This window comes from Marinobacter sp. (assembly GCF_033722735.1).
In the GTDB taxonomy this organism is placed as follows: Bacteria; Pseudomonadota; Gammaproteobacteria; order Pseudomonadales; family Oleiphilaceae; genus Marinobacter.
This window is the reverse complement of sequence record NZ_JAWVYN010000007.1, coordinates 20,429-41,032: the sequence shown is the minus strand read 5'-3', so window position 1 is coordinate 41,032 and position 20,604 is coordinate 20,429. Positions and strand designations below refer to the sequence as shown.

The 20,604-nt window shown below is 64.4% G+C and carries 21 protein-coding genes; 8 read left to right on the top strand and 13 right to left on the bottom strand.

The window, feature by feature from the left end:
- Positions 1 to 30: 30 nt before the first annotated feature.
- On the bottom strand, positions 31 to 441 hold the full coding sequence (locus tag R3175_RS07035; RefSeq protein WP_318943191.1) for a peptidoglycan-binding domain-containing protein: 411 nt from the start codon (positions 439 to 441) through the stop codon (positions 31 to 33).
- A 99-nt stretch (positions 442 to 540) separates the two neighbouring features.
- Complete coding sequence (locus R3175_RS07030; RefSeq protein WP_318943190.1) at positions 541 to 1,653, bottom strand: AI-2E family transporter; 1,113 nt, start codon at positions 1,651 to 1,653, stop codon at positions 541 to 543.
- Between the two features lie 214 nt (positions 1,654 to 1,867).
- Between R3175_RS07030 and R3175_RS07025 the strand changes: the two genes are divergently transcribed.
- From R3175_RS07025 to R3175_RS07015, 3 genes are all read left to right on the top strand, one after another.
- Positions 1,868 to 2,212, top strand: coding sequence for a hypothetical protein (locus tag R3175_RS07025; RefSeq protein WP_318943189.1), 345 nt, complete (start codon positions 1,868 to 1,870; stop codon positions 2,210 to 2,212).
- Positions 2,213 to 2,288: 76 nt separating this feature from the next.
- Entirely contained in the window at positions 2,289 to 2,537 is a 249-nt protein-coding gene (locus tag R3175_RS07020) for a hypothetical protein (RefSeq protein ID WP_318943187.1), read from the top strand.
- A 121-nt stretch (positions 2,538 to 2,658) separates the two neighbouring features.
- The gene (locus R3175_RS07015; protein ID WP_318943185.1) at positions 2,659 to 3,558 is read left to right on the top strand and encodes a haloalkane dehalogenase; all 900 of its coding nucleotides are present in this window, start codon (positions 2,659 to 2,661) and stop codon (positions 3,556 to 3,558) included.
- A gap of 11 nt (positions 3,559 to 3,569) precedes the next feature.
- On the opposite strand, the gene R3175_RS07010 is transcribed toward R3175_RS07015, so the two are convergent.
- Positions 3,570 to 4,355, bottom strand: a complete 786-nt coding sequence (locus R3175_RS07010) for a thioesterase family protein (RefSeq protein ID WP_318943184.1) — start codon at positions 4,353 to 4,355, stop codon at positions 3,570 to 3,572.
- 182 nt (positions 4,356 to 4,537) lie between these two features.
- Here R3175_RS07010 and R3175_RS07005 point away from each other — a divergent pair, with 182 nt between their 5' ends.
- Positions 4,538 to 6,046, top strand: a complete 1,509-nt coding sequence (locus tag R3175_RS07005; RefSeq protein WP_318943182.1) for a DEAD/DEAH box helicase — start codon at positions 4,538 to 4,540, stop codon at positions 6,044 to 6,046.
- Here R3175_RS07005 and R3175_RS07000 read toward each other — a convergent pair.
- The 4 genes from R3175_RS07000 to R3175_RS06985 are packed head-to-tail and all read right to left on the bottom strand — an operon-like array spanning position 6,025 to position 8,996.
- A complete protein-coding gene (locus R3175_RS07000; RefSeq protein WP_318943180.1) occupies positions 6,025 to 6,540 on the bottom strand; it encodes a dihydrofolate reductase in 516 nt (171 codons plus the stop codon). The two genes, R3175_RS07005 and R3175_RS07000, sit on opposite strands and share 22 nt — an antisense overlap.
- A gap of 14 nt (positions 6,541 to 6,554) precedes the next feature.
- Positions 6,555 to 7,394, bottom strand: a complete 840-nt coding sequence (locus R3175_RS06995) for a thymidylate synthase (RefSeq protein ID WP_318943178.1) — start codon at positions 7,392 to 7,394, stop codon at positions 6,555 to 6,557.
- Entirely contained in the window at positions 7,391 to 8,179 is a 789-nt protein-coding gene (gene lgt / locus R3175_RS06990; RefSeq protein WP_318943176.1) for a prolipoprotein diacylglyceryl transferase, read from the bottom strand. The genes R3175_RS06995 and lgt overlap by 4 nt, the downstream gene beginning before the upstream one ends.
- A gap of 34 nt (positions 8,180 to 8,213) precedes the next feature.
- Positions 8,214 to 8,996 (bottom strand): sulfite exporter TauE/SafE family protein, encoded by a 783-nt coding sequence (locus tag R3175_RS06985; protein ID WP_318943441.1) that lies wholly within the window; start codon positions 8,994 to 8,996, stop codon positions 8,214 to 8,216.
- Positions 8,997 to 9,126: 130 nt separating this feature from the next.
- On the opposite strand from R3175_RS06985, the gene R3175_RS06980 reads away from it, so the two are divergent.
- The 4 genes from R3175_RS06980 (at position 9,127) to dxs (ending at position 13,174) form a co-directional block, all read left to right on the top strand.
- Positions 9,127 to 9,915, top strand: a complete 789-nt coding sequence (locus tag R3175_RS06980) for an NRDE family protein (RefSeq protein WP_318943439.1) — start codon at positions 9,127 to 9,129, stop codon at positions 9,913 to 9,915.
- Positions 9,916 to 9,954: 39 nt separating this feature from the next.
- Positions 9,955 to 10,209: an exodeoxyribonuclease VII small subunit gene (locus R3175_RS06975; protein ID WP_318943175.1), complete on the top strand. Its 255-nt coding sequence runs from the start codon at positions 9,955 to 9,957 to the stop codon at positions 10,207 to 10,209.
- Complete coding sequence (locus R3175_RS06970; RefSeq protein ID WP_318943173.1) at positions 10,209 to 11,108, top strand: farnesyl diphosphate synthase; 900 nt, start codon at positions 10,209 to 10,211, stop codon at positions 11,106 to 11,108. Before R3175_RS06975 ends, R3175_RS06970 begins: the two co-directional genes overlap by 1 nt.
- A gap of 128 nt (positions 11,109 to 11,236) precedes the next feature.
- Positions 11,237 to 13,174, top strand: a complete 1,938-nt coding sequence (gene dxs, locus R3175_RS06965; protein WP_318943172.1) for a 1-deoxy-D-xylulose-5-phosphate synthase — start codon at positions 11,237 to 11,239, stop codon at positions 13,172 to 13,174.
- A gap of 40 nt (positions 13,175 to 13,214) precedes the next feature.
- On the opposite strand, the gene ribA is transcribed toward dxs, so the two are convergent.
- The 6 genes from ribA to secA all read right to left on the bottom strand — a co-directional run bounded on the left by ribA (position 13,215) and on the right by secA (position 20,571).
- On the bottom strand, positions 13,215 to 13,829 hold the full coding sequence (ribA, locus tag R3175_RS06960) for a GTP cyclohydrolase II (protein WP_318943171.1): 615 nt from the start codon (positions 13,827 to 13,829) through the stop codon (positions 13,215 to 13,217).
- 164 nt (positions 13,830 to 13,993) lie between these two features.
- Complete coding sequence (gene moaA, locus R3175_RS06955) at positions 13,994 to 15,004, bottom strand: GTP 3',8-cyclase MoaA (protein WP_318943170.1); 1,011 nt, start codon at positions 15,002 to 15,004, stop codon at positions 13,994 to 13,996.
- A gap of 21 nt (positions 15,005 to 15,025) precedes the next feature.
- Entirely contained in the window at positions 15,026 to 15,502 is a 477-nt protein-coding gene (gene moaC / locus R3175_RS06950; RefSeq protein WP_318943169.1) for a cyclic pyranopterin monophosphate synthase MoaC, read from the bottom strand.
- 63 nt (positions 15,503 to 15,565) lie between these two features.
- The gene (locus R3175_RS06945) at positions 15,566 to 16,504 is read right to left on the bottom strand and encodes a Nudix family hydrolase (RefSeq protein ID WP_318943167.1); all 939 of its coding nucleotides are present in this window, start codon (positions 16,502 to 16,504) and stop codon (positions 15,566 to 15,568) included.
- A 2-nt stretch (positions 16,505 to 16,506) separates the two neighbouring features.
- Entirely contained in the window at positions 16,507 to 17,724 is a 1,218-nt protein-coding gene (gene argJ, locus R3175_RS06940; RefSeq protein ID WP_318943164.1) for a bifunctional glutamate N-acetyltransferase/amino-acid acetyltransferase ArgJ, read from the bottom strand.
- A gap of 105 nt (positions 17,725 to 17,829) precedes the next feature.
- On the bottom strand, positions 17,830 to 20,571 hold the full coding sequence (gene secA / locus R3175_RS06935) for a preprotein translocase subunit SecA (RefSeq protein WP_318943162.1): 2,742 nt from the start codon (positions 20,569 to 20,571) through the stop codon (positions 17,830 to 17,832).
- Positions 20,572 to 20,604: the final 33 nt, after the last annotated feature.

The window sequence follows — 20,604 nt, the reverse complement described above, 5'->3', positions numbered from 1 at the left end:
GGTGACCGAGTGCCAGCGGGCGGTGGCGAATCAGAAGAACGACCAGCCGCCGTCTTCATCCTCTTCAATCACCCCTTCCTCGTCTGCCGGCTCCTCGCTCACGGCTTCGGACTCGGCCGCTGAGGGGGCCGGGGCCGCAGGCTCCGGACTGGCCGCCACCGTCACGGCCACCATGCCCAGGGCTTCCTTGGTGGCCTGATCCAACTCGCCGGTGACCGGCAAGTCGGCCTGATCCCGCTGGAAGGCACGCAAGGCGTCGCGGGTTGACTGATCCATGGTGCCGCTGACATTGGTGATGTCATATCCCGCACCATACAGTGCGTTCTTGAGGGCGACGACGTCATTGGACGCGGCGGCGGAAGCGCCACCGGTCAGCAACAGGCCGGCGACGGTGACGGTGACGGAGGTAAGACGGGTCCTGAAACTGGACTGTTTTGTCATGAACTTCTCCTGCAAGCTTTTCTTGTTATCGAGGCTGCCGGCCTGTTCCCGTGACCGGCGAGCACGGACAGCCTAACACACTGACCACCGCCGTCGACATCAGGGCGCCTCGCGGTCCGGCTCGGGAGTCCGGACCTCATCAACCGCCGGGTCCGCCACCAGTTCCATACCCTGAGCCCCGAACTCACGAATGAATATGCCCCAGAACGCCATGAACAGGGCCGCCACCAGCGGCCCCATCACAAAGCCGTTGATGCCAAACATCACAATGCCCCCCAGGGTGGACAGCAGCACGATGTAATCCGGCAACTTGGTGTCGCGACCGACAAAGATCGGGCGCAGGATGTTGTCCGCCAGACCGATCACCACCACCCCGAATCCAGTCAGGATGGCGGCCTGGATAAATTCCCCCACCGCCGCCAGATAGACCGCCACCGGCACCCAGACGATGGCGGCCCCCACCGCCGGCAGCAACGAGACGATGGCCATGACCACCCCCCAGAGCAGGGCACCACGAATGTCCAGCGCCCAGAAGATAAAGCCCCCCAACGCCCCCTGGATGATCGCAATCAGCAGGTTGCCCTTGACGGTGGCCCGGGTGACTTCGGCAAACTTGGCAAACAACAGCCTTTCCCGCTCGTCCCCCAGCGGGAGCGCCTTGATCAGCAATTCCACCAGCCGACTGCCGTCCCGCAGCAGGAAAAAGGCCAGATACACCATCAACGCGAGGCTGAGGAAGAACTGGAAGGTGTTTTGCCCCACCCCCAAGGCCTGCTTCGCCAGAAACTGGCTGCCACCGACGAATGCGTTGACCACCCGCTCCCGCAGTCCGGACAGGTCAATGTCAAACTGGTCCAGCACCGACTGAATGGCGGGGAATGACTGAGTCACCTTGTCGATGTAGTCACCGGGACGGATTTCGCCGCTCTGGATCTGCTGGTATAGCGATACGCCTTCGGCAACCAGCGACGACACCAGCACTATCACCGGAATCACCACGATGACCAGGCACAACAACAGGGTAAGCATGGCCACGGTGTTGGGACGCTCTCCCAAGCGGGCCCGCATCCATTCCTGCACCGGATGAAAGATGAGGGCAATGGCCACGGCCCAGAAGATGGGGCCAAAGAATGGCTTCATCAGCAGGATAAAGGCCAGGGAAACCCCCACCAACATGGCCAGAAACGTCCGCCGCTCCAGTTTTTCGTACATTCCCACAGTTCCTCCGGTTGTTTGAGGGAGCCTCTGATTTAACTCCGGATCGCCCCTGCGCGCCCTGGGGCTTTTAGAGGCTCCCTAGAGCCTCGGTGGCGTCCGGCCATCGGTGCCGCTATAGGGTAGCACGGCACCATGGCCACCAGGACCTCATTGGAGGTATAGTGGTAGGTTGTTGGTTGGAAGCCTCTGAAGAATACGGGTCGTTGACGTGGAAACCGCAGATTTCAGCACCGAAACTGCACTCGAGGCAGCCATTTCCCTAAGCGAGGTACTGTCCGCGCGCCGCCACCGCCGAAAAGTCTTGGGTCAGGAGGTGCTGGTCCCGGGGCAATTGGGGGAAGCGCTGCATCTGCCCCGGATCATCCGCCGCCTGCAAAGCAAGCAGCAACGCTTGCGCGAGCAGGGGCTGGAGGAATTTCAGAGCCTGTGGCCAACCCTTTCCGACCCTACGCGGGACAAGGTGCTGGATACGCTGGGCTGGTATGACCCCAAAGAACTCGACTGGGACGACAAGCGCTCCAATCGTCGCCCGGTGCCCGGGGTTGAGGATTGATACCTAGGTATAGCTGTCACGATCCTCGAAATGTCACATTCTGCCAGTAGGCTGACCGTTACCAAGGAGGATCACCATGGACAAACAAGACCATTACCGGGCGATTCTGGCCGAGGGCCACGCCGTCCCCACCCTGCTTTGCGGACACTGCCATTCCACCCTATCCCGGTCCCGCATCTTCTCTAACCAGGGCGATGCCCGCGTCAACGCGACCTGCCAAACGCTGGCGGTCTGTTCGGCAGACGACTGTGGCGCACTCAACTGTTGCGATTTGGCCCTATCTCAACTGGAAAATCCGGAAATCATTCGCCAGATCGCATCCTGAATCAAACGGTCAACGCACTGTTACGCAAACCAAACACTACTCGCCGCAATCTGTTTTATCCTGACAGGACTTGGGCCGCCTGTGTCGGCCGCGCACCCAATCAGTCAGGACAGTCGATGGCATGCGTATCTTGAGAACCGATGCGGCCCGCTTCGCGGACCTCCCGGACTACCCCTTCGATCCCCACTACCTGGACGTTGCACCGGGGCTGAGGATGCATTACGTGGATGAGGGCCCCATCGATGCCGACCCGGTGGTTATGCTGCATGGCGAGCCTTCCTGGTCCTATCTCTACCGCCACATGATTCCCCCAGTCAGCCAAGCGGGCCACCGGGTGCTGGCCCCCGACCTGATCGGCTTTGGCAAATCCGACAAACCCGCCAACGTAGAGGACTACAGCCATGACCGTCATATGGCCTGGCTGGGTCAATGGCTGGACCACCTGGATCTGAACAACATTACCCTGGTATGCCAGAACTGGGGGTCATTGCTGGGATTGAGGCTGGTGGCCGAACAGCCGGAACGCTTCCAGCGCATCATCATTGGCAATGGTTCCCTGCCCACCGGTGAGGAGCGGGCACCGGCAATGTTCGGCCTCTGGAAAACCTTTGCCCGCTACAGCCCGTGGTTTCCCGTCAGCCGCATTGTCCAATTGGGCACCGGACGCTCCCTGAGCCGCCAGGAACTGGCCGCCTACGAGGCCCCCTTCCCCTCGCCCCAATACAAGGCCGGCGTCCGGGCCTTTCCCAGGCTGGTGCCAGTGTCGCCGGAGGATCCGCTGGGTGAGGCCAACCGGGCCGCCTGGAAGGTTCTGGAAAAATGGCGCAAGCCGTTCATTACCTGCTTCAGTAACGGCGACCCCATCACCCGGGGCGGAGACCGCTACCTGCAGCGTCGGATCCCCGGAGCCCACGGCCAGCCCCACATCACGCTGCGGGGTGGCCACTTTCTGCAGGAGGACTCCCCGGAGGCCTTCTCCCGGGTGATCACCGACGCCTGCAAGCCGGAACTGGCGGCCTGAGCAACGACAGCTTAGCCGAATACCGTCACGGTCTGCCGGCTGATCGCCACCAGCTCACCGCCTGGGCTCCAGATCCGGGCCTGGGTGTGGCCATAACCGGCACCGGCCTGGTCGATGCTGGCCCGGTACAGTAACCAGTCGTCGGCGGCCAGCGCCGGCCTGGGGTAGACAAACTCCAGCGTCCAGCTCAGGGAGCTGGCGGGGGCTGGCTGCGTCAGGTGGGGCAACACCGCCGGTGGCCAGGCATCGATCAGGGCCACCAGGTGGGCGTCGCTCATCGCCTCCGGCTGCTTGCGGAATTTCATCCAGCCCCCCATTTCCCGCGAGGTTTGGCCGCTGAAGGGCAGTCCACCAAAGCCCCAACGCATCTCGATGTGCTGGACGAATTCGGGTGACAGATTGGGCATGTAAGGCAGGGACTGCAGCTGGTCCGGCGCAGCAACCTCCGGCGCCCGGTCCGGAGCCACGCTCACCTGAGAGGCCCGATCGCCTCCAAAACTGGCCAACACGACAACTTTTACCTCGCCGTCCTGGACCACCCGCCCCTGGACCTGGCTCACGGCCCTGCCTTCGCGCAGTAACTCAACCTCGATCCGCACCGGCTGCTCCACAGCCACCGGCCCCACGAACGAGACCTGCAGTGAGCGAAGGGGTCGCCCCTCGGCCACAACCTGTTGCATGCGCCGGGTCACCAGGGCGGCAACCAGTCCGCCAAAGGTGGCCCGGCCCTGGCCCCAGCTTGACGGAAGCACCAGCGACTCCTGCTCCAGCCCCGCCAGTAGTTCGTCGAATTGCATAGGTAGCTCCCTATTAAAAAGCTCAAGAGTGCCCGAGCGTCAGGCCTTCGGCAACCCCCGCCCCGGCAACTACCTATGCGTTCGTTGGCCGCCCACGTATCAAAGCACGGCCAAAGGCTCTATAATGAGCGCCATCACGCGTCGTTGCACGACGCCTTCCTCCCCGAATTCCGAGTAACCCGATGTCTACACAAGCTTTTGCCGATCTCGGCCTTGACGCGTCCGTACTGGAGGCCGTCACCGCAGTAGGTTATGAAACCCCCTCCCCCATCCAGGCCAAGGCCATTCCCATCCTGATGCGAGGAGAAAACCTGCTGGGTATCGCCCAGACCGGCACCGGTAAGACCGCGGCCTTTGCCTTGCCGCTGCTCAGCCGCATCGATGCCAGCCTCAATGCCCCCCAGATCCTGGTGCTGACCCCGACACGGGAGCTGGCCATCCAGGTGGCCGAGGCCTTCAGCACCTACGCCAGCCGTTTTTCCAACTTTCATGTCCTGCCCATCTACGGCGGCCAGGATTTCTACCCCCAGCTCAAGGCCCTCAGGCGCGGCGCCCAGGTGATCGTGGGCACACCGGGACGGACCCTGGACCACCTGCGACGGGGCACCCTGTCGCTGGAGGCACTGAAAGCGCTGGTGCTGGATGAGGCGGATGAAATGTTGCGGATGGGCTTCATCGACGACGTCGAGGCGATTCTCGCGGCCACGCCCGACAGCTGTCAGCGGGCGCTGTTCTCCGCCACCATGCCCGGCCAGATCCGCAAGGTGGCCCAGACCTACCTGAGCAACGCCCAGGAAGTCAAAATCGCCAGCGAGACCCGAACCGTGGACCGGATTTCCCAGTTCATGCTGCCGGTGTACGCGGAGCGGAAGCTGGACGCGCTCACCCGCATCCTGGAAGTGGAGCCCTTCGATGCCTCCATCATCTTTGTCCGCACCAAGGCCGAGACCACCCTGCTGGCCGAGAAACTGGCCGCCCGGGGGCACGCCGTCGCGCCCCTGAACGGCGACCTCAACCAGCGCCAGCGGGAACAGACCGTCGAGGAGCTCAAGAACGGCAGGAAAGACATCATCATCGCCACCGACGTTGCCGCCCGCGGCCTGGATGTGCCCCGCATCACCCACGTCATCAATTACGACGTGCCTTACGACAGCGAGGCCTACATCCATCGGGTGGGCCGTACCGGTCGCGCCGGTCGAACCGGCAAGGCCATTCTGCTGGTCACCCCGCGGGAGCGAAGCTGGCTGCGGACGCTGGAGCGAGCCACCAATTCGCCCATGGAACCGTACCAGTTGCCGTCTCCGGCGGACCTGTTGAAACTCCGGGAGGAGCAGTTCGAGAGCCAGCTGATGGCTTTCGTGGATGACCCGAAACTGGCCAAGGCCATGGCCCTGCTGGACGACATCGCCGAACGCAACGACATCGACATCGCCATGCTCGCCGGTGCCCTGGCCTGTGGCATGGAAGCGGCGCAGCCGGGTGCGCTGCCGCTGGAACAGCCCTCCGCCCTGCCGATTCCCTCCGCGGCCCCACGCCGCAAGCCGGGCGCTGGCCGCCCGGGCAACAAAGGGCGTGGTGGCAAGCCGGGTTACCGGAAGGACTTCAAGAAGGGCGGCAAGGGCCGTGGCCGCCCCGACTCCGGCGGTTACAAAGGCAAGGCGGGCGGACGTCAGGCCGCCCGCAGTCGCTGATAGACGACGAAGCTGTAATCATAGGGATTGTTATCGGACGCGGAGAAATCCTCCCGTCCGATTTCCTCCCACTCATCCCAGTTCACTTCCGGGAAGTAGGCATCGCCCTCCACCTCGGCATGCACCTGAGTGACGTACATGCGATCCACCAGGGGCAGCGCCTCGGCGTAAATCTGCCCACCCCCGATCACCATCACCTCGTCACCGCCTTCCAGCTCCGCCTGGGCCTCGGCGGTGATCAGCGCATCCGCCAGCGATGCCGCCCGGCGCACGCCCTCAGGCGCCTGCCAATCGGCATTGCGGGTGATCACCACGTTCAGGCGACCGGGGAGCGGGCGACCGATGGACTCGAAGGTCTTTCGCCCCATCAGGATCGGCTTGCCCAGAGTGGCTTGCTTGAAGTAGCGCAGATCCCCCGGCAGGTACCAGGGCAAGGCGTTGTTGCGGCCGATGACCCGGTTGCGGGCCATGGCGACGATCAAGGCTTTTCGCATGACGGATTCCAAGTTCAGATGGCAATGGGCGCGCGGATCAGCGGCCAGGGCTCATAACCTTCGAATTCAAAGTCTTCCAGCTGGTAGTCGAACAGGCTGTCCGGCCGGCGACGGATCGTCAGCTGTGGCAAGGGCCGCGGCTCCCGCTTGAGCTGCTCGAAGACAATGTCGTCGGTGAGGTGGTTCTGGTACAAGTGGCAGTCGCCGAAGGTGTGGACGAACTCCCCCACTTCCAGGTCGCACTGCTGCGCAATCATGTGAGTGAGCAGACTGTAGGAGGCGATGTTGAAGGGCACCCCCAGGAACAGGTCGGCACTGCGCTGGTAGAGTTGGCACGACAGCCGGCCGTCGGCCACGTAGAACTGGAACAGGCAGTGGCACGGCGCCAGCGCCATCCGGCCCTGCTCCACGTTGGCCTGGGGGCTGATGGACTCGTCCGGCAGCTCCGCCGGGTTCCAGGCGGAGACGATCAGCCGCCGGGAGTTGGGCGTGCGGCGAATCTGTTCGATCACCTCGCTGATCTGGTCCACCACCTCGCCGTTGGGACAGCGCCAGCTGCGCCACTGCTTGCCGTAGATCGGCCCCAGGTCGCCATTGTCCAGCGCCCACTCGTTCCAGATCGAGACCTTGCGCTCTTTGAGCCAGTTGTTGTCGGTGGAGCCGTTGAGGAACCACAGCAGCTCATAGATGATGCTGCGCAGGTGGACCTTCTTGGTGGTCACCAGCGGGAATCCCTGGCTCAAGTCGAAACGGATCTGGCGTCCGAACACCGAGCGGGTTCCCACCCCGGTGCGATCGCCACGATCGATGCCGTTGTCGACAACGTCTTTCATCAGGTCGAGATAGGCTTTCATGCCACTTGTCTCCGGTAAGCCATGAACATCAACGCCAGACCGGCCACGATCATCGGCAGGGACAACAATTGCCCCATGGTGAGCCAGTCAAAGGCCAGGTAGCCCAGTTGCGGATCCGGCTGGCGCACGAATTCCACCAGGAAGCGGAAGCAGCCATAGAGGGTGAGGAACAACCCCGACACCGCCATTTTCGGACGCGGTCTGGCGGAGAACCACCAGAGCGCCACAAACAACACCAGGCCCTCCAGGGCGAACTGGTAGAGTTGCGACGGATGGCGGGCCAGGGCGTCCGGTGCCTGGGGAAACACCATGCCCCAGGGCGCGTCGGTGGCCCGCCCCCAGAGCTCGCCATTGATGAAATTGCCGATACGCCCGGCGCCGAGCCCCACCGGCACCAGCGGGGCAATGAAATCGGCGATCTCGAAGAAGCTGCGGCCGACCTTGCGACCAAACCACCACATCGCCAGCATCACCCCCAGCAGACCGCCGTGGAAGGACATGCCGCCCTCCCAAACCCGCAACAGCCACAACGGGTCCATCAGGAAGCGATCGAAGTTGTAGAACAGCACATAGCCGAACCGCCCTCCAAGGATCACTCCGATGGCGATGTAAAACAGTACATCCCCCATTTGCTGCTCGTTGATCGGGGACCAGGGTTTGCGGGCGCGGATCCGGCCGAGCCACCAGCCCACCAGAAAGCCCACCAGGTAGGTGAGCCCATACCAGTGCACCTTCAAGGGGCCCAGGGAAATGGCGACCGGATCAAATTGCGGATGACGCAGCATCAAGAACCTCTTGGGTCAGGAATCGGATCGAACACTACAGCAGAAAACGGATGCCGACGATGATCAGCACCAGCGCGAATATCTTCTTCAATACGCGGGCGTCGAGGCGGTGAGCCAGCTCAGCACCGAACCGGGCGAAGAATACACTGGTCAGCACAATACCCACCAGCGCCGGCAGGTAGATGAAGCCCACGCTGAACTCGGGCAATTGGGGCTGCTGCCAGCCGGTGGCAATGTTGGTCAGCGCTCCGGCCACCGCGATGGGCAGGCCGCAGGCCGCCGACGTCCCCACCGCCTGTTGCATGCGCACGTTGCACCAGCTGAGAAACGGCACCGTCAGGGTGCCCCCACCAATGCCGAAAATCGCCGACGCCCAGCCGATGCCGGCACCCGCGCCCCCCAGCCCCACCGCGCCGGGCACATCCCGGCCCGGCCTGGGGTTAACTTCCAGCAGCATCTTCAACGCCACCAAAATGACAAACACCCCGATGATCAGTTCCAGTGACGTACCACTGAGCAGGGAGGCAGTCCAGGCCCCGAGCATCGCGCCAATCACGATACCGGCGGTCATCGGCCGGAAAATCTCCCAGCGCACCCCTTGCTTGACGTGGTGCGAGCGAATGGAGCTAATGGAGGTGAACACGATGGTGGCCAGGGATGTGCCGACAGCCAGGTGGGCCGCGACGTCCGGGTCAATGCCCTGCAGGCCGAAGCTGAAGATCAGCACCGGCACAATGACCAGTCCGCCCCCGATGCCGAACAGCCCGGCCAGGGTTCCGGCCAGGGCGCCCAACCCCAGGTACAACGCAAACAGAATCACTATCGACATGGCCCGCCCAAATCCGGTCTATGCATGAAGGCTGGTATGATACACAAGCAGGCGTCAGATTATCACCGTGGCATGCACTGCCGCCGAACGCCCAACCGCCGAGGAACCCGCCAACACCATGTGCCTGATCATCTTCTCACTGGGCCAGCACCCGGATTTCCCACTGCTGGTGGCCGCCAACCGCGACGAATTCCATCAGCGCCCCACCGCCGCCATGGACTGGTGGTCACAGCCCGACCTGCTCGCCGGCCGTGACCTGAAATCCGGCGGCACCTGGCTGGCCATCGACCGCGCGGGTCAGGTGGCCGCCGTCACCAACGTCCGCGAGGGCACCCCCGAGATGGGCCGCCACTCCCGCGGCGAGCTGCCGGTGCGTGCGCTGACCACTGAAACCGACACCCTGCAGGCACGGCTGACGGCGCAACAGGACCTCTATTCAGGCTTTAACCTGGTGAAGCTGAGCCCGCTCGACCATGGCCACGGCTGGTATTACAGCAACCGGGACGCCCACCCTGGCCGCCACCTCCATCGGGGCAGCTACGGGTTGAGCAACCACCTGCTGCAAAGCCCCTGGCCCAAGCTGTTGCGACTGCGCAACGCCGTGGCCAGCACCCTGGCCGATCCCTCCATCCGGCCCACCGGGCAGCTCCACGCCCAGCTGATTGAACAGCTACAGGACCCCACACCAGCGCCGGACCACGTGCTCCCCGATACCGGTGTTGGCCTGGAAACCGAGCGCTTCCTGTCGTCGCCGTTCATCGTCGGCCCCCACTACGGCACCCGGGCCACCACCATCGTCACCGTGCGCCGTGACGGCGAGATTACCGTGACCGAGCAGGCCTGGACGCCACAGGGCCAACCGGGCGACCACAGACAGTTCTGCTGGCAGCGGGAACCTCTGATATAATCCGCCGGAAATCCGTGGAGCAACCGGAGAACCGGCACTATGGCCGACCAGCCAAGCACAACATCCATCGCTGACTTCGAGAAGGCCCTCAACGAACTGGAAAGCCTGGTCAAGGACCTGGAACAGGGCGAACTGTCGCTGGAGCAGTCGCTCGGTGCGTTCGAGCGCGGTGTGAAACTGACCCGCGATTGCCAACAGGCCCTGAAATCCGCCGAGCAGCGCATCGAACAGCTGGTGCAACTGGAGGATGGCAGCCTGGAAAGCAAACCCTTCAATCCGGATGAGTCCGCCTGATGCCGACATCGACCGCCGCTACCCAGGCGTTCCTGGCGCAGAGCCAAGGCCTGGTGGACGCCGAGCTTGATCGACTGCTGGCCTCCATCCGCCAGCCCTCAACGCGGCTCCACGACGCCATGAGTTACAGCCTCCTGGGTGGGGGCAAGCGAATCCGGCCAGCACTCTGCCTGGCCGCGGCACAGGCCATGGGGCGGGACGCGGACACGGCGCTGGTGCCGGCCTGCGCCATCGAAGCCATCCACGCCTATTCCCTGGTGCACGATGACCTGCCAGCCATGGACGACGACGAGCTGCGGCGCGGTCGGCCCACGGTGCACATCGCGTTTGACGAGGCGACCGCCATTCTCGCCGGCGATGCCCTGCAGGCCGCCGCATTTGATTGGCTCAGCGAGGCCCCGGGCCTCGACGCCGCCACCCGGATACGCCTGGTGCAGGAGCTGGCCAGGGCCAGCGGTGCGGCCGGCATGGTCGGCGGCCAGGCCATCGACCTGGAATCGGTGGGCCAGCAACTGGCCCTGGCCACCCTCGAGTCCATGCACCGACACAAAACCGGCGCCCTGATCGAGGCAAGCGTAAGGATGGGGGCCCTGGCCAGCCAGTCGACGACGACGGAGCAGCTGGAGCAACTGACCCAGTATGCCCGCGCGCTCGGGCTGGCATTCCAGGTACAGGATGACCTGCTGGACATCGAGGGCGACACGGCGGTGATCGGCAAGCCCCAGGGCTCCGATGCGGCCCGGGAAAAGCCCACCTACCCGGCGCTGCTCGGTATCGAGGGAGCACGGGGACATCTGCGGGAACTGCTCCGCTCAGCCCTGGACAGCCTCGGGGGATTTGGCCCCGAAGCGGACCCACTGAGGGACATGGCGGACTTTGTCGTAGCCAGGACCCACTGAGCGGGCTAACCGGCATTCCCGGAGCCCATTGGCAACCACCCCCAATCAGTGTGAAACTGGCGCCGATCATCCCGTATAATACGGCGTTATTCACCAGTAGCTGACACACGCGGAAAAGACGCAAGCGGATGCAGGACACATACACATTCAAGGAAATCCCGCCACAACGGCCCAACACGCCGCTGCTGGACCGGATTGACACGCCAGACCAGCTGCGCCTGCTGTCTGATGATCAGCTACCCCAGCTGGCGCGGGAGCTCCGGGCCTTCTTGCTGTGGTCCGTAGGCCAGACCGGCGGCCACTTTGGCGCGGGCCTGGGCGTACTGGAGCTGACGGTCGCGCTGCATTACGTCTTCAACACCCCGGATGACCGGCTGGTGTGGGACGTGGGCCACCAGGCCTACCCCCACAAGATCCTCACCGGGCGTCGGGAACGCATGGCCAGCATCCGCCAGAAAGGCGGGCTCGCCGGGTTTCCCAAGCGCGGCGAAAGCGACTACGACACCTTCGGCGTCGGCCACTCCAGCACCTCGATCAGTGCCGCCCTGGGCATGGCCATTGCGGCCCGCCTGGAGGACAGCCGCCGCCGCAGCATAGCGGTGATCGGCGACGGTGCCATGACCGCCGGCATGGCCTTCGAGGCACTCAATCATGCCGGCCACCTGCGCGCCAACATGCTGGTGATCCTGAACGACAACGACATGTCGATTTCCCACAACGTGGGCGGCCTGTCCAACTATTTTGCCAAGCTGCTGGCCAGCCGCACCTACAACCAGGTGCGGGACAGCAGCAAGCGGGTCCTGCAGGGGGCCCCCCAACTGATGGCCCTGGCCCGCAAGACCGAAGAACACTTCAAGGGCATGATCGCCCCTGGCACCCTGTTCGAGGAACTGGGCTTCAACTACATCGGCCCCATCGATGGCCACGACCTGCCGCTGCTGGTGGAAACCCTGGAAAACATCCGTGACCTGGATGGCCCGCAGTTCCTGCATGTGGTGACCAAGAAGGGCAAGGGCTTTGCGCCCGCCGAGGCCGATCCCATTGGCTACCACGCCATCAACAAGATCGAGCCGGTCCCGGCCAGCAAGCCGGCGCCGGTGGCTAAGAAAGCCCCCGCCAAGCCCAAGTACGCCAACGTCTTTGGTCAGTGGCTGTGTGACGCGGCGGAGCAACACCCGCGCCTGGTCGGCATTACCCCCGCCATGTGCGAGGGTTCGGACCTGCTGGCCTTCTCCCGGCGCTTCCCCGACCGCTATTTTGACGTCGCCATCGCCGAACAGCATGCCGTCACCCTCGCCGCCGGCCTGGCCTGTGACGGCGCCAAGCCGGTGGTCGCCATCTACTCCACCTTCCTGCAGCGGGGCTACGACCAGCTGATTCACGATGTCGCCATCCAGAACCTGGATGTGCTGTTCGCCATCGACCGGGCCGGCCTGGTGGGCGAGGATGGCCCCACCCACGCCGGTGCCTTCGACATCAGCTACCTGCGCTGCATCCCCAACATGGTGGTAATGACGCCGTCCGACGAGGACGAGACCCGGCAGTTGCTGCATACCGGCCTGCTCTACGACGGCCCGGCCGCGGTACGCTACCCCAGGGGCACCGGCCCCGGCCGCGAGCTGCAGGCGGAACTGACCGCCCAGCCGCTGGGACAGGGCCGGCGGGTTCGGGAAGGTGACGGCGTCGCCATTCTCAACTTTGGCACCCTGCTGGCACCGGCCCTGAGAGCCGCGGAGGCGCTGGATGCCACGGTGGCCGACATGCGCTTTGTGAAGCCCTTGGACGAGGCCCTGGTAATGGAACTGGCCGAACAGCACGAATTGCTGGTCACCCTTGAGGAAAACGTGGTGGCGGGCGGCGCGGGCAGCGCGGTAAGTGAATTCCTGAACCGGCAGGGCATCGCCCAACCGATGTTGCAACTGGGCCTGCCGGATGCGTTTGTCGAGCACGGCAAACACGGAGATCTGCTGGCGGATTGCGGCCTGGATACCGACGGTATCCGCCGCAGCATCGAACAGCGCCTGGACCAGTTGCGGGCTCGCCAAACCCTGAAAATTGCACGCTAGCGGTCAGTCCGGCCTCTAGCGCTGCCCTCCTCCTGCCGGATTATTCGACCGGGTCGTCATCCTGGTGGGTCTCGAGCCAGTGGCCCAGCTTGCTCTGCTTGGTATTGAGGTAGCCTTCGTTGTGCGGGTTGCGCCCTACGTGGAGCGGCACCCGTTCGGCGATGTCGATGCCGTAGGACTTCAGCGCGTCCACCTTGCGGGGATTGTTGGTCATCAGCCGCAGGCTGGAGATGCCCAGGTGGGACAACATGTCGCGACACATGCTGTAATCGCGCAGGTCAGCGGCGAAGCCCAACCGCTCGTTGGCCTCGACGGTGTCCGCCCCCTGATCCTGAAGGTTGTAGGCGCGAATCTTGTTAAGCAGGCCGATACCACGCCCTTCCTGGCGCAGGTACAGCAGGATGCCACGTCCTTCCCGGGCGATGCTGCGCAGGGCCTCTTCGAGCTGGTAGCCGCAGTCACAGCGCATGCTGTAGAGCGCGTCGCCGGTGAGGCATTCGGAGTGAGTCCGGGCCAACATGGGTTCGTCACTCGCCAGTGACCCCAGTGTCAGGGCAATGTGCTCCTTGCCCGTGTCCGGCTCTTCAAAACCGTGCATGTCGAAGACACCGAACGGTGTGGGCAGCCGGCAGCTCTGAACGTAGCGAACAGCCACAATATTTCCTCGCAATTAGGGAGTCGCGCCACGGATCCCAGGCCTTTGGCCGGGCCACACGGGACACTGACGGCGGCCCCTCGATCTGAATAGGCCGGGCATTTTAACAGAAGGCCGCCGATTGGCGTAGTACGAAGGTGGGCCCACCAGCATCGGCCCCTGTGCTAGCCACCGGTGGCGTTCATGAACCGCAGGATCTGGGGCTCGTCTTCCAGGCTGAAGTCGTGCCGCTCCGGCTTGATTGCCATGGCCGCCTGCAGGGCCTCCCGCACCCGGCCATCCACCGCCTCCGGTTGCTGCGGGCCATCCCGCAATACCGCCCGCAGGTCCATCGAATGCTCGTTCCCCAGACACAGCAGCAACCGGCCCTCGGTGGTGACCCGTACCCGATTGCAGTCGCCGCAGAAATTATGGCTGTGCGGGGAGATGAACCCAATCCGCACCGGATGCCCCGGCACTTCGTAGTAGCGCGACGGCCCGCCGGTGGTCTCGGCAAGGGGCTCAAGGTCAAACTCCCGGCGGATCAGGGCGCTCAGGTCGTCACTGGACATGAACGCCTCCGCCCGATCATGCTCGGTAATCACTCCCAGCGGCATTTCCTCGATAAAGCTCAGGTCGAGCCGATGGGCCAACGCGAACCGGACCAGGGGCAAGACTTCGTCTTCGTTGCGCCCACGCAGGATCACTGCATTGAGCTTGGTGCGCTCGAAGCCGGCCTGCTGCGCCGCGCGAATGCCCGCCAGCACCCGTCCCAGACGCCCGGTTCGGGTCAGGGCGTGGAAGCGCTCGGCATCCAGGCTGTCGAGGCTGATGTTGAGACGATCCAGTCCGGCGTCCTTCAATGGCTGCGCCAGGTCCTGGAGGCGTCCACCATTGGTGGTCATGCACAGCTCTTGCAGTCCCGGCAGTCGACGCAACTTACGCACCAGGTCCACCACCCCGGGGCGCACCAGGGGTTCGCCGCCGGTCAGCCGGATCTTGGTGACGCCACAGGCCACCAGGTTGCGGGCCAGCACCTCCATCTCTTCCAGAGACAACACCTGGGACTTGGGCAGGAAGGTCATCTCCTCGGCCATGCAATAGACACAGCGGAAATCACAGCGATCGGTCACCGACAGGCGCACGTAGGTCACCTGGCGCCCGAAACTGTCGATCAGTGGCTGTGGTTTGTTCATCGCTTCCCCTTTCGGCCCGGCCTACCCGGCCTGCCAGTGCCCGCTGCGACCGCCGCTTTTCTCCAGCAGGCGGACCTGTTCGATCACCATCCCCCGATCCACCGCCTTGCACATGTCGTAAAGCGTCAATCCGGCGACACTGACCGCCGTTAACGCCTCCATCTCCACGCCAGTCTGGGCGGCCAGCTTGCAGCGGGCCTCGATCTGGATACCCGCCGGTTGCTCCTGGGGTGTCAGCTCCACCTTCACCGACGTCAGGTTCAGGGCGTGGCACAACGGAATCAGCTCGTGGGTCTTCTTGGCCGCCATGATGCCGGCAATGCGGGCCACCGCCAGCACATCCCCCTTCGGGTGCTGGCCATCGACAATCATCGCCAGGGTGTCCGGCGCCATGCGCACAAAGCCCTGCGCCCGGGCCTCTCGCTCGGTCACCGCCTTGGCGGTCACGTCCACCATGCGGGCGGCGCCCTTGTCATCCAGGTGTGTCAGTTCGCTCACATCGGCTCCCGCTTCACTGAATTACCCACAGTGTACCTGATTCCGCCCCGCCAGAGGCAGGGGTTACCACCACAGGCCGATGCCGGCGACACCCTGGCCCCCACGCGCCCGGGCCTGGTCAATATCGGCCGGGGTCACCCCGCCGAGGGCAAACACCGGCAGGGCGGCGCAGGCCACTTCGCGCTCGAACTGCTGCCAGCCCATGGGCTGGACGTCGGGGTGGGAGGGCGTCGCCTGGACCGCCCCCAAAGTGGCGAAATCGGCGCCCAGTGCCATGGCCTGACGCAGCTCCGCCTGACTGTGACAGGAAACGGCCAACAGCCTGTCGGGCGCCACGGGGCGCTCGCACAAGCCTGCGGCCTCACGCCACGGCAAGTGGACGCCCGCTGCCGCCGCCAGCAGCCCGGGGTCGGCCAGGCCATGCACCAGGGCGGCGGCCCCCGCGGCCTGGCACAGGGCCAGGCCCGCCTCGGCAAACCGACGGTAGTCCCGCGCCGGTAACCAGGGGGCCCGCAGCAGCACCAACGCCGGGCAGTGGGCGGCGAGGCCCCGCTCGAGGCGTTCCAGGCCCGCCTCCACGGTGTCAAAATGACCGCTGATGGCGTACTGATGAGGCAGCTTCAGCGCCTGGATGATGGGGCGATTGGCGGCCGGGAAATCGGCATCCCGCAGGTCCGCCAGCGGCATCCAGGCCACTTCCTGCCCCTCGCGGCCATGGGCCTCGCCGACCACGGTGTCGGCGCTCCAGACATCGAGAAACACCCGCTTGTCGCCGTAGTCGTGGCGCACCCCGATAACCGGCTGCAACGACTCCGGCGCCACCGCCAGGCCGGTTTCTTCCTGGATCTCGCGAACCAGCGCGGCCTGCACCGTCTCGCCCGGTTCCACCTTGCCCCCGGGAAACTCCAGCAGGCCGCCCTGGTGGACGTGGTCGGGACGACGGGCAATCAACACCCGCTCCCCCCGCCGGATCACGGCGACCGCCACATGCACTTCGGTCATGGTCAGGTCCGGTATTCCGCGTTGATGGTCACATAGTCGTGGGAGAAGTCACAGGTCCAGACCCGTTCCTGCACCGCGCCGCGCTTCAGGTCGATGCGGATGGTGATCTCCTCCTGGTCCATCACCGCCTGACCGCGCTCCTCGCTGTAGTCGTCGGCCCGACCGCCATTGCGCACCAGGCACACCTCCCCCAGCCAGATTTCGATGGCCTCCAGGTCAAGCCCTGCCACCCCGGCACGGCCCACCGCCGCCAGAATCCGTCCCCAGTTGGGGTCCGAGGCATACAGCGCGGTCTTCACCAGCGGCGAGTGGGCCACGGTATAGGCCACCGCCAGCGCCTCGTCCTGGCTGGCCGCCTCACGGATGTCCAGGGTGACGAACTTGGTGGCGCCCTCGCCGTCACGGACGATGGCATGGGCCAGCTCCAGGAAGACCTCCGCCAGCGCCTCACGCAGCACCGGCAGGTCCGGGCTGTCCGGACCGATTTCCGCGCCACCGCTCTGGCCGGTGGCAATCAGCATGCAGGCATCGTTGGTGGAGGTATCGCTGTCGATGGTGATGCGGTTGAACGACCGCTCCCCCAGCTCGCTGACCAGGGTTTGCAGCAGACCCGGCTCGATTCGGGCATCGGTGGCGATAAAGCCCAGCATGGTGGCCATGTTGGGGCGAATCATACCGGCCCCCTTGCTGATCCCGGAAATGGTCACCCGCTGACCGCCCACCGTCACCTGGCGGCTGCTGCCCTTGGGCCGGGTGTCGGTGGTCATGATGCCCGCCGCCGCCTCCGGCCAGTGGGTCTCGGACAGATTGTCCAGGGCCGCCGGTAGCGCCGCCACCAACCGGTCCAGGGGCAGGGGCTCGCCAATGACCCCGGTGGAAAACGGCAACACCGCCGCAGCCGGCACACCTGCCGCTTCGCCCAGGGCGGAACAGGTGGCCAGGGCGTCGCGCATGCCCTGGGCGCCGGTACCGGCATTGGCGTTGCCGGTGTTGATCACCAGGTAGCGGGGCTGGCCCTGGCTCAGGTGCTGGCGCGCCACGGTGACCGGGGCCGCACAAAACTGGTTGGTGGTGAATATCCCCGCGACCCGGCTGTCTTCGGCCAGCTCCAGCACCACCAGATCTTTGCGTCCGGGCGTCTTGATTCCGGCACTGGCTATGCCCAGCCGAACGCCCGCAACGGGAAAAAACTCAGGCAAAGTGCCCGGCCCTACCGCCATGATTGTCTCTCCTCTTCCAATTAGCGGCCGGATGGGATCCGGCTAAAACGAAAAACCCGCAGCCTGCTGTGGTCAGGGTGCGGGTTGTGAATCAGTGTGTCGGCCTCAGGTCACTTTGCCGTGACACTGCTTGTACTTCTTCCCGGACCCGCAGGGGCAGGGCTCGTTGCGGCCCACCTTGCGCTCCTGTCGCACGAAGGTCTCCGGTGTGGCCTGCGTGCCACCGGCGCCCTCTCCGGGCTCGGCCGGCTTCTGGGCGGTGGCGGAGGTTTCGTCGTGACGAAGCTTGGCCTTGGCCAGCTCCCGCTCCAGCTCCTCCTTACGACGGCGCTCCACCGCTTCCATTTCTTCCCGGCTCTGTACCTTGACGTGACACAGCACCCGGGTGATGTCCCGCTTCATGGTCTCCAGCATGGACTCGAACAGGTTGAAGGCTTCGCGTTTGTACTCCTGCTTGGGGTTCTTCTGGGCATAGCCACGCAGGTGGATACCGCGACGCAGGTGATCCATGTTGGACAGGTGCTCCTTCCACAGGGTATCCAGCACCTGCAATACCACCTGCTTCTCGAACTTGCGCATGGACTCGGCGCCCACCACCTGCTCCTTGCCGGCATACACCGTGACCACCTCGTCGAGGATGCGCTGACGCAGGGTTTCCTCGTACAACTTGCTGTCCTCATCCAGCCACTTCTGGATCGGCAGTTCCACCGCCAGCTCGGACTGCAACTGGGCTTCCAGCCCCGCGATGTCCCACTGCTCCGGCATGCTCTGGGGCGGGATGAACTCGCTCACCAGGCTGTCCACCACGTCGGCACGGATGGTCTCAATCATGTCGGAAATGTCGTCGGAGGCCATGACCTCGTTACGCTGCTCGTAGATCACGGTGCGCTGGTCGTTGGCGACGTCGTCGTACTCCAGCAGGGTCTTCCGCATATCGAAGTTGCGGCCTTCCACTTTGCGCTGGGACTTCTCGATGGCGTTGGTCACCATCCGGTGCTCGATCGCCTCGCCCTTCTTCATGCCCATGGCCTGCATCAGGCTCTTGACCCGGTCGGGTGCGAAGATCCGCATCAGGTTGTCTTCCAGGGACAGGAAGAAACGGGACGAGCCCGGGTCGCCCTGACGCCCGGCACGACCTCGGAGCTGGTTGTCGATGCGGCGGGATTCGTGGCGCTCGGTGCCGACGATGTGGAGGCCACCGGCCTCCAGCACCTGGTTGTGGCGCTCGGTCCAGGCCGCCTTGATCTTGGCAACCTGCTCTTCGGTGGGGTTGTCCAGCTCCGCCACCTCAAACTCCCAGTTGCCCCCCAGGACAATATCGGTCCCCCGGCCGGCCATGTTGGTGGCGATGGTCACCACCCCCGGACGACCGGCCTGGGCAATGATGTGCGCCTCGCTCTCGTGCTGCTTGGCGTTGAGGATCTTGTGCTCGATACGGGCCTTCTTGAGCAACATGGACAGCAACTCGGAGGCCTCGATGGACGCCGTCCCCACCAGGATCGGCCGCCCCTCGGCGGTGACGTCCTTGATTTCATCGATGATGGCGTGGAACTTCTCTTCCTGGGTCAGGTAAATCAGGTCGTTGTAATCGATCCGCTGAATCGGCTTGTTGGGCGGGATCACCACCACGTCCAGGCCGTAGATCTGGCGGAACTCGAAGGCCTCGGTATCGGCGGTGCCGGTCATCCCCGCCAGCTTGTCGTACAGGCGGAAATAGTTCTGGAAGGTGGTGGAGGCCAGGGTCTGGCTCTCCGCCTGGATATTGACCCCTTCCTTGGCTTCGATGGCCTGATGCAGGCCCTCGCTCCAGCGACGGCCCGGCATGGTACGGCCGGTGTGCTCATCGACAATCACCACCTGACCGCCCTGGACAATGTAGTCGATGTCCTTCTGGAACAGGTGATGGGCGCGCAAGGCGGAGTGGACGTGGTGAAGCAGGCTGAGATTGGCGGCAGAGTAGAGGCTCTCGCCTTCCTGCAGCAGGCCGCGGCTGAGCAGCAGTTCTTCAACCTTTTCGTGGCCGGCCTCGGTCAGTTCCACCTGACGGGACTTCTCATCCAGCGTGAAGTCGCCTTCCGGCTCGCCCTCCTCGGTTTCCTCCCCCTTCTCCAGGTTGGGCACCAGGTCGTTGATCTCACGGTACAGCTTGGAACTGTCCTCCGCGGCACCGGAGATGATCAGCGGCGTCCGGGCCTCGTCGATCAGGATGGAATCCACCTCATCCACAATGGCAAAATTCAGTCCCCGCTGCACCTTGTCGGCGGTGCTGAAGGCCATGTTGTCCCGCAGGTAATCAAAGCCGAACTCGTTGTTGGTGCCGTAGGTGATGTCCGCCTGATAAGCCGCCCGCTTCTCCTCGGGCGTCTGGCCGGCGGCGATGACCCCCACCTGGAGGCCGAGGAACCGGTACAGCTTGCCCATCCATTCCGCATCCCGGCGGGCCAGGTAGTCGTTCACCGTGACCACGTGGACGCCCTTGCCGGAGAGCGCGTTCAGGTAAACCGCGGCGGTGGCCACCAGGGTCTTACCCTCACCGGTTTTCATCTCCGCGATATGGCCCTCATGCAGGGTGATGGCACCGATCAGCTGGACGTCGTAGTGGCGCATGCCCATGGACCGGCGCCCCGCCTCGCGAACGGCGGCAAACGCCTCGGGTAACAGGGCATCCAGGGATTCGCCCTCGGCCAGCCGGTGACGGAATTCGGCAGTCTTACCCTGAAGCTCGGCATCGGACAATCCGCCAAGTTGTTCCTCGAGTTCATTAATGCGCTGGACGATCTTGCGCATTCTTTTGATTTCCCTGGCATTCTTACTGCCGAACATCTTGGTCGCGAGCTTCGAGAACATAAACCACTGCTTCTTTGATTAAACGGAGGAAGC